General features: G+C 59.7%; 12 protein-coding genes. 8 read left to right on the top strand and 4 right to left on the bottom strand.

Features of this window, described 5'->3' with window-relative positions:
* Positions 1-116 precede the first annotated feature (116 nt).
* On the top strand, positions 117-935 hold the full coding sequence (gene ppsR, locus ACDZ94_RS00400) for a posphoenolpyruvate synthetase regulatory kinase/phosphorylase PpsR (RefSeq protein ID WP_064453630.1): 819 nt from the start codon (positions 117-119) through the stop codon (positions 933-935).
* A gap of 111 nt (positions 936-1,046) precedes the next feature.
* On the opposite strand, the gene ACDZ94_RS00405 is transcribed toward ppsR, so the two are convergent.
* Positions 1,047-2,471, bottom strand: a complete 1,425-nt coding sequence (locus ACDZ94_RS00405) for a PLP-dependent aminotransferase family protein (RefSeq protein WP_064454994.1) — start codon at positions 2,469-2,471, stop codon at positions 1,047-1,049.
* A gap of 160 nt (positions 2,472-2,631) precedes the next feature.
* Here ACDZ94_RS00405 and ACDZ94_RS00410 point away from each other — a divergent pair, with 160 nt between their 5' ends.
* Genes ACDZ94_RS00410 through ACDZ94_RS00430 form a run of 5 tightly spaced genes read left to right on the top strand, consistent with a single transcriptional unit; the run spans position 2,632 to position 8,117 of the window.
* The gene (locus tag ACDZ94_RS00410) at positions 2,632-3,525 is read left to right on the top strand and encodes a DMT family transporter (protein WP_017134754.1); all 894 of its coding nucleotides are present in this window, start codon (positions 2,632-2,634) and stop codon (positions 3,523-3,525) included.
* Positions 3,526-3,563: 38 nt separating this feature from the next.
* Positions 3,564-5,426 (top strand): molybdopterin-synthase adenylyltransferase MoeB, encoded by a 1,863-nt coding sequence (moeB, locus tag ACDZ94_RS00415; RefSeq protein WP_432750919.1) that lies wholly within the window; start codon positions 3,564-3,566, stop codon positions 5,424-5,426.
* A gap of 15 nt (positions 5,427-5,441) precedes the next feature.
* Positions 5,442-6,356 carry a PLP-dependent cysteine synthase family protein gene (locus ACDZ94_RS00420; protein ID WP_064453633.1) on the top strand — a complete coding sequence of 305 codons (915 nt, stop codon included), beginning with the start codon at positions 5,442-5,444 and terminating at the stop codon, positions 6,354-6,356.
* Between the two features lie 37 nt (positions 6,357-6,393).
* Complete coding sequence (locus ACDZ94_RS00425; RefSeq protein WP_053257483.1) at positions 6,394-7,386, top strand: serine O-acetyltransferase; 993 nt, start codon at positions 6,394-6,396, stop codon at positions 7,384-7,386.
* Positions 7,387-7,388: 2 nt separating this feature from the next.
* A complete protein-coding gene (locus ACDZ94_RS00430; RefSeq protein ID WP_053257484.1) occupies positions 7,389-8,117 on the top strand; it encodes an alanyl-tRNA editing protein in 729 nt (242 codons plus the stop codon).
* A gap of 66 nt (positions 8,118-8,183) precedes the next feature.
* On the opposite strand, the gene ACDZ94_RS00435 is transcribed toward ACDZ94_RS00430, so the two are convergent.
* On the bottom strand, positions 8,184-9,035 hold the full coding sequence (locus ACDZ94_RS00435) for a hypothetical protein (RefSeq protein WP_407017055.1): 852 nt from the start codon (positions 9,033-9,035) through the stop codon (positions 8,184-8,186).
* 440 nt (positions 9,036-9,475) lie between these two features.
* Here ACDZ94_RS00435 and ACDZ94_RS00440 point away from each other — a divergent pair, with 440 nt between their 5' ends.
* Together ACDZ94_RS00440 and ACDZ94_RS00445 are read left to right on the top strand one after the other, a co-directional pair.
* Positions 9,476-11,221, top strand: a complete 1,746-nt coding sequence (locus ACDZ94_RS00440) for an ABC transporter permease (RefSeq protein WP_064453635.1) — start codon at positions 9,476-9,478, stop codon at positions 11,219-11,221.
* A gap of 14 nt (positions 11,222-11,235) precedes the next feature.
* A complete protein-coding gene (locus tag ACDZ94_RS00445; protein WP_064453636.1) occupies positions 11,236-12,558 on the top strand; it encodes an ABC transporter ATP-binding protein in 1,323 nt (440 codons plus the stop codon).
* Between the two features lie 138 nt (positions 12,559-12,696).
* On the opposite strand, the gene prpD is transcribed toward ACDZ94_RS00445, so the two are convergent.
* Both prpD and prpF read right to left on the bottom strand, forming a co-directional pair.
* Positions 12,697-14,181, bottom strand: a complete 1,485-nt coding sequence (gene prpD / locus ACDZ94_RS00450; protein ID WP_432750920.1) for a 2-methylcitrate dehydratase — start codon at positions 14,179-14,181, stop codon at positions 12,697-12,699.
* Between the two features lie 229 nt (positions 14,182-14,410).
* Complete coding sequence (gene prpF, locus ACDZ94_RS00455) at positions 14,411-15,601, bottom strand: 2-methylaconitate cis-trans isomerase PrpF (protein ID WP_432750921.1); 1,191 nt, start codon at positions 15,599-15,601, stop codon at positions 14,411-14,413.
* Between the last annotated feature and the right edge of the window lie 6 nt (positions 15,602-15,607).

The following is a 15,607-nucleotide window of genomic DNA, read 5'->3' on the forward strand; positions in this document are numbered from 1 at the left end:
CGCTGACGCTTGTGGCCTGGACCTGGAAAATAAGTGAGAATGCGGCCCACTGCGGGACGGCAAAATCGCGCCTATCATATCCAAGATTCGCCATCAGCTTAAGGCCCAGGGCTCAAATGAAACGATCTGCTTTCTTTATCTCCGACGGCACCGGCATTACAGCCGAAACATTGGGTCAGAGCCTGCTCGCGCAGTTCGAAAACATTACCTTCGCCAAATTCACGCGGCCCTATATCGACAGCGTGGATAAAGCGCGGGCCATGGTACAACAAATCAATCTGGCGGCCGAAAAAGACGGTTGTCGCCCGATCATTTTCGACACCATCGTCAATCAGGATATTCGTGAGATCCTCGCGACTTCCAATGGTTTCATGATCGACATCTTCTCCACGTTCCTGGCGCCGCTGGAGCAAGAGCTGAGTGAACACTCTTCCTATTCCGTAGGAAAGTCCCATTCCATTGGGCACAACTCCAATTATATGGAGCGTATCGAGGCGGTAAACTTCGCCCTCGACAACGATGACGGCGCCCGTACTCACTACTATGACAAGGCCGACCTGATCCTGGTGGGCGTATCCCGCTGCGGCAAGACCCCGACGTGCCTGTACATGGCCATGCAGTTCGGCATCCGCGCGGCCAACTATCCGCTGACCGAAGACGACATGGAGCACCTGACGCTGCCGGCCGCCCTGCGCGCGCACCAGCACAAGCTGTTCGGCCTGACCATCGACCCGGACCGCCTCACCGCCATCCGCAATGAGCGCAAGCCCAACAGCCGCTACTCCAGCTATGCCCAGTGCGAGTTCGAAGTGCGCGAAGTGGAAAATCTGTTCCGTCGCGAGAATATTGCGCACATCAATTCCACGCATTTCTCGGTGGAAGAGATATCGGCGAAGATTCTGGTAGAGAAAGGCGTAGAGCGACGCTTTAAATAATCTCTGTTGCTTGAACTGACGCCATCGCAGGCAAGCCAGCTCCCATAGCGGAATACACTGCAAATGTGGGAGCTGGCTTGCCTGCGATGAACGGTAACTCGGTTTACCGTCCTACAAATGAAACCTGTCCCCACCCTGCCCCAACGCCGTCGCCAGCGCATCAAACCCCGCCCGCAACAACTGGTCATCCCCCGACGTATTACAAATGCTCGCCCGAATAAACTGCGGCACTGCTGTTTGCCCCACGGCAAACGCCTCGGCGGTGGCGATCAGGTAATTATTCTGCTTGAGCTCCGCCTCAATTTCCGACGCTCGCCATGGCTCCGGTACTTCAATCCAGAAATGCGGACTGTTGAGGTGGGTGCGGTACTCCAAGCCGGTCAGCAGGTCACGCACCAGGGCTTTGCGTCGGCTGATCTCATTGATTTGTTGGCGTAACAGGTATTCCGCCGTGCCGTTTTCGATCCACTGGGTTGCCAGTTCCAGGGTCACCGGCGTGGCCATCCAGCACGTCGAGCGCAACGCTGCCGAAATACGGCTGACCAACGCCGGTGGCGCATGCACATATCCCACACGTAACCCGGCAGACACCGCCTTGCTCAGGCTACTGATCAAAATCGTACGCTCCGGTGCGAAAAAGCTTAGCGGTGGTGGGCGATCTTCCACCAGGACGCCGTGGGCTTCGTCTTCAAGAATCAGCAGATTATGCTCACGGCATACCTTAACCAAAGCCTCACGGCGTGCGACAGACAGCACCGCCGTGGTCGGATTCTGGATGGTCGGTGTGCAGTACAGCGCCGAAACCCGGTGATTACGACAAACTTCATCCAGCGCACCGGGCAGCACGCCTTCCTCATCCATCTCCAGACCGATCAGACGTACGCCGAGCATCCGCGCAGCGGTAATCAGCCCAGGGTACGTGAGCTGTTCAGTGACCACCGTATCGCCCGCCCGCAGCAGCGCCATCATGGCGCAAAGCAAGCCATGCTGGCCGCCATTGACACAGATGACCTGCTCGGGAATCGGGTGAAATTCGCGCTGCACCAGCCATTGCGCACCGGCCTCACGGTAGCGCGGCAAACCGGCGTCGGGTGTGTAGGCACTGATGTCTTGAAGGAACTTGGCATTGGTCGACAGGGTTTGGAAGCTCTGCGCGAGAAACACCGTCTCCTGCCCGGGAATATGCATGTTACGGCTCATATCGAAATAATGACGTGGCTCCTCGCTGACGTTGCGAAAGCCTTCATCACGCTGACGCTCCATCCCACGCTTGCGTACGAAAGTACCGTCACCCACCCGTGCCACCACTAACCCAAGGCGTTCCAGTTCGCCGTAGGCTCGGCTGATGGTGCCGATGGTCACGCCCAGATTGTCGGAAAGAACCCGATGGGGCGGCAGTTTTCGCCCCGGCTCAATCAAGCCTTCAAGGATGCCGCGTTCCATCACGTCAGACAGGCGCTTGTACTTCACGCCCTGACCGCTGGACAACCCCTCACGCATAATTGACACCATGTCAATATTTGTTTTGACAGCCATCATTCGCCCTAATAGTGTGCTTTTACGGGTTCAATCACCGAATGAAACAACTTAATACACAGTCAATATAGAGTTCAATTCCGGCTCAGGGAAGCAATAAACGATGCCAATGTCCGCCGTTCTTGAAAACACTACAAAAACAAAAACTCAGAAACAGTGGTTGGCCGGCCTGGTAACCAGCGTGATGTTTCTTATCGTGTGCCTGAGTTGGGGCACCACTTGGCTGGGGATCAAGATCGCCGTCGAAAGCGTGCCTCCGCTGACGTCTGCAGGCTTGCGCTTCCTGATCGCGTTTCCGTTGTTTCTGTGCTTTGCCCTGGTGCGCCGCGAACCGATCCTGTTCCCGCGAGAAAGCCGCTGGTTCTTCGTATTCGTAACACTGTCCTATTTCAGCGTTCCCTATTACTTGCTCAACTATGGCGAGATGCACGTCTCGTCCGGCCTCACTGCCCTGCTGTTCAGCTGCATGCCCGTCTTCATCCTGATTTTCTCCGCGCTGTTCCTGCGCGAGCGCATCTACTTTTCCCAGGTGGTCGGCATCGGCATCGGTTTCGGCAGCCTCTACATGATCATCAAGAGCCAGGGCCTGCACCTGGATCACGCCGAGTTCTTCGGGGTACTGGCGATCCTGACCGCCGCGATTATGCATGCACTGTGCTATGTCATTACCAAGCAAAAAGGCAGCGCCATCAGCGTAATTACCTACAACACCCTGCCCATCGGCATTGCCGGGCTGATGCTGTTCGTCGCCGGGCTGTGGTTTGAAACGCCCACGTTCGAAAACATTACCCTGCGTTCCTGGAGTGCACTGTTCTACCTGGGGCTGGTGGCGTCGGTGGGCGGCTTTATCGTCTATTTCATGCTGCTAAAACGCTTGAGCCCGATCATTTTGTCGTTCGTGTTCATCATCTTCCCGGTGTTCGCGGTGATCATCGGCGCCTGGTACGAAGGCGTGGAGATTTCCCGTGACCTGATGCTGTACTCGGCCATCCTGCTGGCCGGCTTTGCGATTACCAAGTTGCCGGTTGAAAAACTGCTGGCCAAGAAAAATTGACTGTCCTGCCCCATCAACATCAGCCACGCGAGAGAAACATGGATGTCCTCCGCCCGACCGCCCTGGAACAGATCTACGCCCACGCCAGCCGCAGCTACCCCGAAGAGTGCTGTGGTTTTGTCTTCGCCGACGGCAGTGTGTACCTGGGCAGCAATATCCAGAATGAGCTGCACCGCAAGAACCCCGAGATGTACTCGCGCAGCGCGGCCAACGGCTACACCTTTTCCGTGGCCGACACGCTGCTGCTGAACAAGGCGTTTCGCAGCGATAACCCGGTGGTGGTGATCTACCACTCCCACCCGGACGTCGGTGCCTATTTCAGTGACGAAGACCAGGACAAGGCGCTGTTCCTGGGTGAGCCGATCTACCCCGTCAGCTACCTGGTGGTGGACGTTCGCCAGGGTAAGGCCCTGGGCTCAAAGCTGTTTGCCTGGGATGGCAAGCATTTCGCACTTCAACCCTTCAACGACCTGCACACGGAGTTGTCCATGAACGCTGTCTCTTTCCCCGATATTCTGGTTCGCGTGGCCAAGCTGCCGGAATCGACCCTTGAGGGCACTGGATCGACATTGCGCGAAGTCATTGAAAACCTCTGCAGCAGCCACCCACAGCTGCGCCCGCACCTGTTCCACGAAAAAAACAACCAGCTCAAGGAGCACTTTCTGTTCACCGCCGAAGAAGAACTGATCGGCGCAGATGACACATTGCCGGAAAAAGCCAGGATCGAAGTGCTGCTCGCGACCTCAGGCGGCATGGATGTCGACGCCCTGAGCAATGAAGAAGTGCAGCGTTACGTGCGCCACATCACGCTGCCGGGCGTCGGCCGCGAAGGTCAGTTGAACCTCAAAAAAGCCAAGGTCTTGATCATCGGCACGGGTGGCCTGGGCTCACCGATCAGCCTGTACCTGGCGGCAGCCGGCATCGGCACACTGGGCCTGGTGGATTTCGATGTGGTGGAAAGCAGTAACCTGCAACGCCAGATCGTCCACGGCAACAGCACACTGGGCATGCCCAAGGTCGAGTCCGCCAAGCAACGCCTACAGGACCTCAACCGGCATATTCAGATCAACGCCCACAACACGGCCCTGAATGCCGACAACGCGCTGGAACTGGTGGGCGCCTACGATCTGGTGATCGACGGCACCGACAACTTCGACACGCGCTACCTGGTCAACGACGCTTGCGTGCAGTTGGGCAAACCCTTGGTGTATGGCGCCATCTATCGCTTCGACGGGCAGATCAGCGTGCTCAACCATAAAGGCGGGCCGTGCTACCGCTGCCTGTTCCCCACAGCCCCGCCCGCAGAACTGGCCCCCAACTGCAGCGCCGGCGGCGTCATCGGTGTACTGCCGGGAGTGGTCGGGATGATTCAGGCCACCGAAGCCATCAAGTTGCTGATCGGCATCGGCGAACCGCTGTCCGGCCGCTTGATGCGTTTCGATGCGCTGGCAATGAAGTTCAGCGAAATCCGCTTCAAGCGTCGCGCCGATTGCCCCTGCTGCTCGGAACTGCGCCACAGTGAAACCGTGGCACCGGCGGTTTGCGCGGACGCCCTCCCCTGCCAACCTTCCCTGGCCGAAGAGCGCTACATCAAGCCGCGCGTACTCAAGCAGCTGCTCGAACACCCGCGCAGCGCTGACGTGCTGCTGGATGTGCGCGACGCCAGCGAACTGGAAGTGTGCAAATTGCCAGGCGTTGTGCACATCCCCCTCGCCGAACTGGATGGGCAACTCGACAGCCTCAGCCGGGACAACACCCATTACCTGATCTGCTACGCAGGGACCCGCGCCGAGCAAGCGGCCAGCACCTTGCTGGCGGCCGGTTTCGCCAATACCAAAGTCCTGCAGGGCGGCATGAAGCACTGGGTTCGCGACGTCGAACCCGATATGCCTTTGTACTGATTCGGGGACAGCCTGATGTTGCATAACTCAATTCTCGACGTGATCGGCCATACGCCCATCGTGCGCCTGGAGCAGTTTTCCGAGGACCTCGGCATCGAGGTCTACGCCAAGCTGGAATCACTCAACCCCGGCGGCAGTCACAAGGCGCGCATCGCCTTGGGCATGATCCTCGACGCGGAACGTCGCGGCGTGCTGATCCGCGATTCCGGGCAAACCATTATCGAACCCAGCGGCGGCAACACCGGCATCGGCCTGGTGATGGCAGGCAATGTACTGGGTTACAAAGTGGTGCTGGTGATCCCCGACAACTACAGCCCCGAAAAACAGAAACTGCTGCGCCTCTACGGCGCCAAGGTAGTGCTGTCGGACAGCCGTTTGGGCAATAACTCCCATGGCGAAAAGTGTATGGAGCTGCAGCTGGAAAACCCCAGCTTCGTGATGCTCAACCAGCAACGCAACGGCGCCAACCCACAAACCCACCGCGATACCACCGCGCCGGAAATCATCCGAGCCTTTGGTGAACAGCGCGTTGACTATTTCGTCAGCGGTATCGGTACCGGTGGCCACATCACCGGCATCGGCGAAACCCTCAAAGCCACGTGGCCGGCGATCCGGGTAATGGGCGTGGAGCCGGAAGAATGCGACCTGCTAAAAGATCGGCACGCGCCGCACCATATACAGGGCCTGTCGATTGGCTTGATCCCAAGCATCCTCAATGTCGAGGTGCTGGACGGCATGCTCAAGGTATCGCGCCAGGCGTGCATCGACATGATGAAACGCATCATGCGCACCGACGCCATCAGCCTTGGGTTGTCCTCGGCTGCCAACATGGTTGCCATCGCTCAGCTTGCCCCCGAACTTCCGCCCGAAACGGTGGTGTTGACCATGGTCTACGACAATGCTGACAGCTACCTGCCCAATTTCGAGTAACCCGTTTGCCAACCATCCAGAATGTGGGGGTGCCTCCATGGGGGGCTTTATCGACATGCAACAGCTGCACGATGAGTTGCTTACCCACCTCATCAAGACCCTGACGCCTACGCAGATGAAGCAGTTGGAACCGCACCTGGCGCCGCTGATCCAGAACGCCGCGCAGGCAGTGGCCGAAGACTTGATCGCCTATGCCTATCGCGACCCGGCTTCCCGAGGGCGTGGCGAGTTGATCCTGGAGTCCTATGCCTCGTTCAAGGCCGTGCTGTTCTATCGGCTTGCGCACCTGGTGTGGAATTTTCCCGACCAGACTAACGGCCTGTTTTCGCGCATCGCCCTCAAGCTCAGCAATCAGGGCAAAGTGCTCTCCGGCGCCGAGATTCACCCCGCCGCACGCATCGGCCGGCGCTTCGTACTCGACCATGGCTACGGCACGGTGATCGGCGAAACCTGCGAGATCGGCAACGACTGCTACATCCTCTGCGGCGTGACACTGGGCGCACGGGGTATCGCCAACAACCCGGACGGCAAGCGTCACCCGCGCCTGGGCAACAATGTCGAGGTGGGCGCCGGCGCGCGCGTGCTCGGCTATGTGCTGATCGGCGATAACGTGTTTATCAGCCCTTCCTGTGTAATTACCCAGGATGTGCCGGCGGGCACCAAGGTCAAGGTGGTCAATCAGATTCAGCTGCAGAAAAACGCCGAATCGGACCACAGCAACTACCTCGGTGCGTTCGCCCTGGATGAGCGTTTACACGTGGTCGGTGAGGTCAGTGCCAGCCACAAGGTCACGGTACTGGATGCTGACTTTCACCCCCTGCAGGGGCTGATGCTGGAGGCAACGGTAAAAGAGCGCCATCACCTGCAATTTCGCTTGCGTCGCCTCGATGTCGGCGACCACCTGCCGCGACTGCCGCTGAACCTGAAAGTCTGCGGGCCGGAATTTGAAATCACCCTGCTCTCCCCTCCTGGCTTGAGTGCAATGGTGCGCCACCTGCTGCAAGCCAGCCCACTGATCGTCGGAGGTTGAACATGTCCGTGCACACCATGGAAACCCTGGCGCTGTTTGACAGCGCGCCCTATCAGAACGCCTTCAGCGCACGGGTGATTGCCGTCAGCGAGCACGGTATCGCGCTGGAACACACGCTGTTCTACCCCACCGGCGGCGGGCAACCGGGCGACACCGGGCATCTGACCCTGGCCGATGGCACGCGGGTCGAGGTGATCGGCACCGTGCGCGACCCGGTGCTGCGCTCGATCATCTGGCACCAGGTTGAACACTGCCCCGAGCAATTGACGGCCGGTGTGCAAGTAGACGCAGGCCTGGACTGGCAGCGGCGTTACCAGCACATGAAGATGCACACCTGCCTGCACTTGCTGTGCTCGATCATTGATGCTCCGGTCACCGGTTGCAGCATCAGCGCAGACAAAGGACGCCTGGATTTCGACCTGCCGGAAATGACCCTCGACAAAGACAGCATCACCCGCGACCTCAACGCCTTGATCGAACAGGCCCACGAGGTAAAAACCCTGTCGATGCCAGCCTCCGAATATTCGACCCTGCTCCAAATCACCCGCACCCAGGCGGTGGCACCACCGGTCATCCAGGGTTCGGTCCGCGTGATCGAGATCGCCGGGATCGATATCCAGCCGTGCGGCGGCACCCACGTGATCAACACCGAAGAAATCGGCCGGGTGTTTTGCGAAAAAATCGAGAAGAAGAGCAAGCACAACCGTCGGGTGATCCTGCGCTTTGAGTAAAAATCGAGGCTGACCCGGTCCAGCATGGGGGCTCACCCCACCCTGTCCGAAGCGGTTTTGCGCGCCCTATTTCTTTTGCTTGTCGGCGTTCTTGACCGGCGCCTCAATCTGCTGTTGAAGCGGTGAGATCAACGTGTGGTAGTAAGCAGTGGCCGCATCAAGTCCGTCCTCAAGCGCCTGGTTTTCTTTCTTGAGCGCTTCAACGGTCCTGGCCCTCGAGGCTGTTGACTCATTCGCCGGGACAGACACTTGGTTTTGCCGGGAAGCGGGTGCTTCAGGCTGCACGTCGTCTGACGAAACCGGTTTGGCGGAGGCCGCCGTCCCTGTAGGTATTTGCCTTTGCGGGAGATCCATCGTGTCGACTCGGTGAGCCAGGCTCCCAACCAGCTGTTGCAGCCGTGTAAGCATCCTATGGAACTGCTCGAATGCCTTCTTGACCATATGGCGAAACTCATCGTTTTCACGGGTCAACGTATCCAGACTGCGCGACAAGCCTGACTCGTTCACCAGCGTGCCCTGCAGGAGGAAAGTTTCATCCTGTTCATCGAAGAGGCGGTAATACGGCTGACTGGCCGGTGCAACGGCAGAATCGGGAGCTGCTTTACCCTGGGCTTGCGGCTCAAACTTTTCCACCAGCGCGTTTAGTTTGGCGAGAAGTTGATTATTTTTTTGAGTCAATTCTGCCAGCAGGCGCGTTTCTGCGGTTTCTGGCGGCTTCGGGTTGACGATTGCATGGTGGCTCGAAAACTGACCGCGCTGCTCGGGTGTCACAGGGTTGCGGGGAGGCGCCGCGTCGGGCCGTGTGTCGGATCTCCCGGAAGCTTCGGCGTCGCCTTCCGGGCCCGTGGGCGCAGGCGCCGGGGAGATCTCATGGCCGACAGTGCAGGGCGATGGTTGCCGAGTATTTACGCTAGTCATGGGGTGCCGCCTCAGATTCAGGTCTTTAATACGTAACTGACGCGTGCCAGCAGCGATGCAATAGCCAGTCGTCTCACTACCTGATTGGCACTTTTCTGAAAGCAGTTCCGAGCCTGCATGACAGGTGGGTAGCTGATTGTGTCCGCTTAGAAAAACAGCCACACCCTGCAATTTGAATGATTGTTAAGCCTTGCCAGGGCAGTCGACACCCTGGCGGTGTTTTTTTACCTAAAACTGACAGTAATTTTATACGTTTGTAACATTTTGAAACGTACAATCCCGCCAGCGGCGAATCTCCCTCAGATTCGATGCGCCCCAGACTCACGGAGAAAGAGCGCCCGCCCATTCTCGGTGGGTGATTTGTATAGAAGCTAAGCTCACCCCACCGCACCTCTTTGAACCTGAACGCTGCCGGACTGACTGCCTATGAACCACGGCCTATGAAAAAAGTATTCCGTCACTACCTGCCAGCCTCCACGCTGCGTCTGCTGCCCAACCGCTGGGATTTGGTCGCACTGCCTCTGGTGATCGGCTTTTTGCTGTTCTTGTCCATCGGCGCCCGGGAAACCTGGGCCCCCATCGCCACGTTGCAAAGTGAGGTCATCTCCCTCGACCCGGCCAACCTGCCGGAATACGCCATGCGCACCACCTTGCGCATGCTTGCGGCAATGGTGGCATCGCTGGTTTTCACGCTGTTGTACGGCACCCTGGCCGCCAAAAGCCGGCGCGCCGAAAAACTGCTGGTGCCGGTGCTCGACATTCTGCAGTCGGTGCCGGTACTCGGTTACATCTCGTTTACGGTGACGTTCTTCCTGCTGATGTTTCCAGGGCGCGTGCTGGGGGCCGAGTTCGCGGCGATCTTTGCGATCTTTACCAGCCAGGCCTGGAACATGACGTTCAGCTTTTACCAGTCGCTGCGCATGCTGCCCCATGACCTGGTGGAAGTGTCCACCAACCTGCGGCTTTCCGGCTGGCAGAAGTTCTGGAAACTCGACGTGCCCTTCGCCATGCCCGGGCTGGTGTGGAACATGATGATGAGCATGTCCGGCGGTTGGTTTTTCGTGGTTGCTTCTGAAGCCATCACCGTCGGCGACAAGACCATCACCCTGCCGGGCGTGGGTTCATACCTGGCCTTGGCCATTGCCCAGAAAGACCTGCATGCGGTGGGGTATGTGATCCTGGCGATGATTGTGGTGATCCTGATCTACGACCAATTCCTGTTCCGCCCACTGGTGGCCTGGGCCGACAAATTCCGCATGGAAACCACCGCCTCCCAGGGCGCCGCGCCACAGTCCTGGCTGCTGAACCTGATCCAGCGCACACGCATCGTCCAGCGCATCCTGCGCCCTATCACCCGCACCGTCAGTCGCATCGGCAATAAGCGTTTCAGCCTGGCGGGGGGTGCGCTCAAGGCCTTGCCGGCAGAGACACCGGCGGCGTCAAAGGTGATCGACTGGGTGTGGGGCACTCTGATTGCGCTGATGGCGGCTTATGCGCTGTACCACATCGTGCAATACGTCGGCACCGAGGTGACGTTCGCCGAAGTCGGCCATGTGTTTGTACTGGGCCTTATCACGCTGCTACGGGTAGCCGGGCTGATTCTGATCGCCTCGCTGATCTGGGTGCCGTTGGGCGTGATGATCGGCTTGCGTCCCAGCCTTGCGGAAAAAATCCAGCCCCTCGCGCAGTTCCTCGCGGCGTTCCCGGCGAACCTGCTGTTCCCGGTGTTCGTCATTGTGATCCTGCACTACAAGCTCAACCCGGACATCTGGCTGAGCCCGCTGATCGTGCTGGGCACCCAATGGTACATCCTGTTCAACGTGATCGCCGGCGCCACGGCGTTCCCCAATGACTTCAAGGAAGTCGCCGCCAACTTCCGCATTCGCGGCTGGCTGTGGTGGCGCAAGGTGATGCTGCCGGGGATCTTTCCGTATTACGTCACCGGTGCGATTACCGCGTCCGGCGGTGCATGGAACGCCAGCATCGTGTCCGAGTACGTGTCCTGGGGTCAGGACAATGTGGTGGCCCACGGGCTGGGGGCTTACATCGCGCAGACCACGGCTGCCGGCGACTTCCCGAAGATCGCCTTGGGCGTCGTGGTGATGTCGATCTTTGTGGTGGCCTTCAACCGCGCGGTCTGGCGACCTATGTACGCCATGGCTGAAAACAAACTTCGCTTGAATTGACGGGATTCGCTGTGATGAATACCAACACTGAACACACTGCTGATACCCCCGAAATCTTCTCGCTGAAAAACGTGAATCGGGTGTTCGGCAAAGGTAAAGACGAACTGCAGGTGCTCAGTGGCGTGAACCTGAGCCTGCACGAAGGTGAAATCGTCGGCATGCTCGGCCGCTCTGGCTCGGGCAAGTCCACACTGCTGCGCATTATCGCCGGGCTTATTCAACCGTCATCGGGCGAAGTCCGCTACAACGGCGCGCCGCTGAACGGCCCGGCCGAAGGCGTGGCCATGGTGTTCCAGACGTTTGCGCTGTTCCCTTGGCTGACCGTGCTGGAAAACGTGGAGGCCGGCCTGCAAGCCTTGCAGGTCGAGCGCAAGGAAACCCGCAAGCGCGCACTGGCGGCCATCGACTTGATCGGCCTGGACGGTTTTGAAAACGCCTACCCTCGCGAGTTGTCCGGCGGTATGCGCCAGCGTGTGGGTTTTGCCCGTGGCCTGGTGGTCAACCCGACCCTGTTGCTGATGGACGAACCCTTCTCCGCCCTGGACGTACTGACCGCCGAAACCCTGCGCACGGACTTGCTGGACCTGTGGAGCGGCAAACAACTGCCGATCAAGTCGATCCTGATCGTGACCCACAACATCGAAGAAGCCGTGTTGATGTGCGACCGCATCCTGGTGCTGTCGTCCAACCCCGGTCGCGTGGTCGCAGAAATCAAAGTACCGTTCCCGCACCCGCGCAACCGGCTGGACCCGACCTTTCGGCAAATGGTCGACGACATCTACGCACTGATGACTGACCGGCGCAGCGCCGACGCCAGCCGAGGCCTGCCGGAGCTGAAAATGGGCAGCCTGTTGCCGGAAGTGTCCACCAACCTGATGGCCGGCTTGATCGAAACCCTGGCCGCCGAGCCTTACAACGGTCATGCCGGCTTGCCGACCGTGGCCGAGCGGCGCTTGCTGGAAGTCGACGACCTGTTCCCGGTAGCGGAGATGCTTGAGCATTTGGGCTTCGCTGAGCTCAAGGGCGCCGACATCACCCTGACCGACGCCGGCAAATTGTTCGCCGACTACGGCACCCAGGAACGCAAAACCCTGTTCGCCGAGCATTTGATCCGGCACGTGCCGTTGGCCGCACGCATTCATCAAGTGCTGCTTGAGCGCAGCGGGCACCGGGCGCCACGGGTGCGCTTCGAGCAGGAGTTGGAAGACTCGATGACCGAAGCATTTGTGGAGAAAACCCTGGAAAGCGTGGTGGCGTGGGGGCGCTATGCGGAGATTTTCTCCTATGACGACCACACCGAGACGTTCAGCCTGGATGATGTGGAAGGCAGTATGTAAGCCGAACACTTTTTATTCAGAAACACTGAACAAATGTGGGAGCTGGCTTGCCTGCGATGGCATCACCTCGGTTAACTGCAAGACCGAGGCGCCTGCATCGCGGGCAAGCCCGGCTCCCACATTGACCGCAGTGATTTTTTAGATCACGAACAGGTCCACAAAGCGGTTCACAGGCGTGGCCTCCAGCCGTGCCTGATCCTTGCACAACGCAAAAATCTGCGCACTGCGCTGCGCGGTAAACCGCGTGGTCAAATTGGCCTTGAACTTGTCTTCCAGCAACGGAATGCCATCCACCCGACGCCGACGATGGCCAATCGGGTATTCCACCGCTACCTGCTCGGTGCTGGAGCCGTCCTTGAAATACACCTGCACCGCGTTGGCGATGGAGCGTTTGTCCGCCTCCAGGTATTCGCGGCTGTAGCGCGGGTCTTCGACAATGACCATCTTCTGGCGCAGCTCATCGATGATCGGATGAGCCGCATGAAACTCGTCCTCATACTGCTCGGCTACCAGGTTGCCAAAGGCCAAGGGCACAGCGGTCATGTATTGCAGGCAGTGGTCGCGGTCGGCGGCGTTGGCCAGTGGGCCGACCTTGGAGATGATGCGAATCGCCGACTCGTGGGTGGTGATCACGATGCGTTCGATTTCATGCAGGCGATGCTTGACCAACGGGTGCAACGTCACCGCCGCCTCACAGGCCGTTTGCGCATGAAACTCGGCGGGGAAGCTGATCTTGAACAACACATTTTCCATCACATACGTGCCATAGGGTTGTGACAGGCTGAAAGCCCGCTTGTCCTCGGGTTTGAGCGCCAGGTCTTTGTTGGTGTGGCTGAACAGCACGTCGTAAAAACCCCACTGCGGCGCGCTTAACACGCCCGGGATGCCCATCTCGCCACGCAGTGCGATGTCCGCCAGGCGCACACCACGGCTCGACGCGTCCCCCGCCGCCCAGGATTTGCGCGAACCGGCATTGGGCGCGTGGCGGTAGGTGCGCAGCGCCTGCCCATCGACAAACGCGTGGGACAAGGCGGCAAGCAGTTGCTCACGGTTGGCGCCCATCAGCTTGGCAGTGACGGCGGTAGAAGCGACTTTCACCAGTAGCACATGATCGAGACCGACACGGTTGAAGGAGTTTTCCAGGGCAATCACACCCTGGATCTCGTGAGCCATGATCATCGCGTCCAGCACCGCGCGCACGGTCAGCGGCGTGTCGCCATTGGCCACGCGTTTTTGCGAAAGGTGGTCGGCCACGGCAAGAATGCCCCCGAGGTTATCCGAAGGGTGGCCCCATTCGGCGGCGAGCCAGGTGTCGTTGTAGTCGAGCCAACGCACGATGCAGCCAATGTCCCAGGCGGCTTTGACCGGGTCCAGCCGAAAGGACGTGCCCGGCACGCGCGCGCCGAACGGCACCACCGTGCCCTCCACGATCGGCCCCAGGTGCTTGGTGCACTCGGGGAAGCGCAAGGCCAAAAGGCCACAACCGAGGGTGTCCATCAGGCAGTTGCGGGCGGTGTCCAAGGCGTCCCGCGAATCGATCCGGTAATTGAGGACGTAATCGGCGATGTCCTGCAGGACCTGGTCGTAGTCGGGACGGTTGTTCTGGTCGACGTTGGCGCTCATGGCAGTTCTCCAAAGTGGGTTAGGGTTGTTTCATCCTCAGGGTCAGGGTTGATCATGTGTGGCAGGTCTGATTGCCTGCTAATGGAGTGCGGATTGCGTTGAACCCCTGTGGGAGCGGGCTTGCTCGCGAAGGCGGCGTGTCAGCTACACATAAGTTGACGGGACCACCGCATTCGCGAGCAAACCCGCTCCCACATAAGCCCGCCCCACCAGGTGACGGTGTAGGGTTTTAAAAAGCGTCGCCGGGAACGCGTACGAAGCCTTCCATCAGGACTCGCGCGCTGCGGCTCATGATGGCTTTTTTTACCACCCATTCACCGTTCACCTGGCGGGCTTCGGCGCCGACGCGCAAGGTGCCGGACGGATGCCCGAAGCGCACGGCGTTACGTTCAACACCACCGGCGGCGAGGTTAACCAACGTCCCGGAAATTGCCGCCGCCGTGCCGATCGCCACCGCTGCCGTGCCCATCATCGCGTGGTGCAACTTACCCATGGACAGCGCACGCACCAGCAAGTCGACATCACCGGCCTTGATCGCCTTGCCACTGGACGCCACGTAGTCCGCAGGCTTGGCCACAAACGCCACCTTCGGCGTGTGCTGGCGCTGGGCGGCCTCGTCGAGGTGTTTGATCAGGCCCATGCGCAGTGCGCCATAGGCCCGCACGGTTTCGAACATCGCCAGGGCTTTGGGGTCGCTGTTGATCGCGCCTTGCAGCTCGGTGCCGGTGTAGCCAAGGTCTTCGGCGTTGATGAAAATCGTCGGGATGCCCGCGTTGATCAGTGTCGCCTTGAAGGTGCCGACACCGGGTACTTCGAGGTCGTCGACCAGGTTGCCGGTGGGGAACATCGAGCCGCCGCCGCCCTCTTCTTCCGCCGCCGGGCCCATGAATTCGAGCTGCACTTCGGCGGCCGGAAAGGTCACGCCATCGAGTTCGAAGTCGCCGGTTTCCTGCACCGCACCGTCGGTGATCGGCACATGGGCGATGATGGTCTTGCCGATATTGGCCTGCCACACCCGCACCACCGCTACACCGTTGTGCGGCACGCGGGCCGGGTCGACCAGCCCGGCGCTGATGGCGAACGAGCCCACCGCCGCCGACAGGTTGCCGCAGTTGCCGCTCCAGTCGACAAAGGGCTTGTCGATGGAGACCTGGCCAAACAGGTAGTCCACGTCGTGCTCGGCGCGTGTACTTTTGGCCAGGATCACGGTTTTGCTGGTGCTGGAGGTCGCACCGCCCATGCCGTCAATCTGCTTGTCGTAGGGATCGGGGCTGCCGATCACCCGCAACAGCAGGGCATCGCGGGCGGCACCCGGCACCTGCGCCGCTTCGGGCAGGTCCTTGAGGCTGAAGAACACGCCCTTGCTGGTGCCGCCACGCATATAGGTGGCGGGGATCTTGATTTGCGCTGTGTGTGCCATGGTTAT

Source organism: Pseudomonas sp. UBT (genome assembly GCF_050915955.1).
Lineage (GTDB): Bacteria > Pseudomonadota > Gammaproteobacteria > Pseudomonadales > Pseudomonadaceae > Aquipseudomonas > Aquipseudomonas antarctica_A.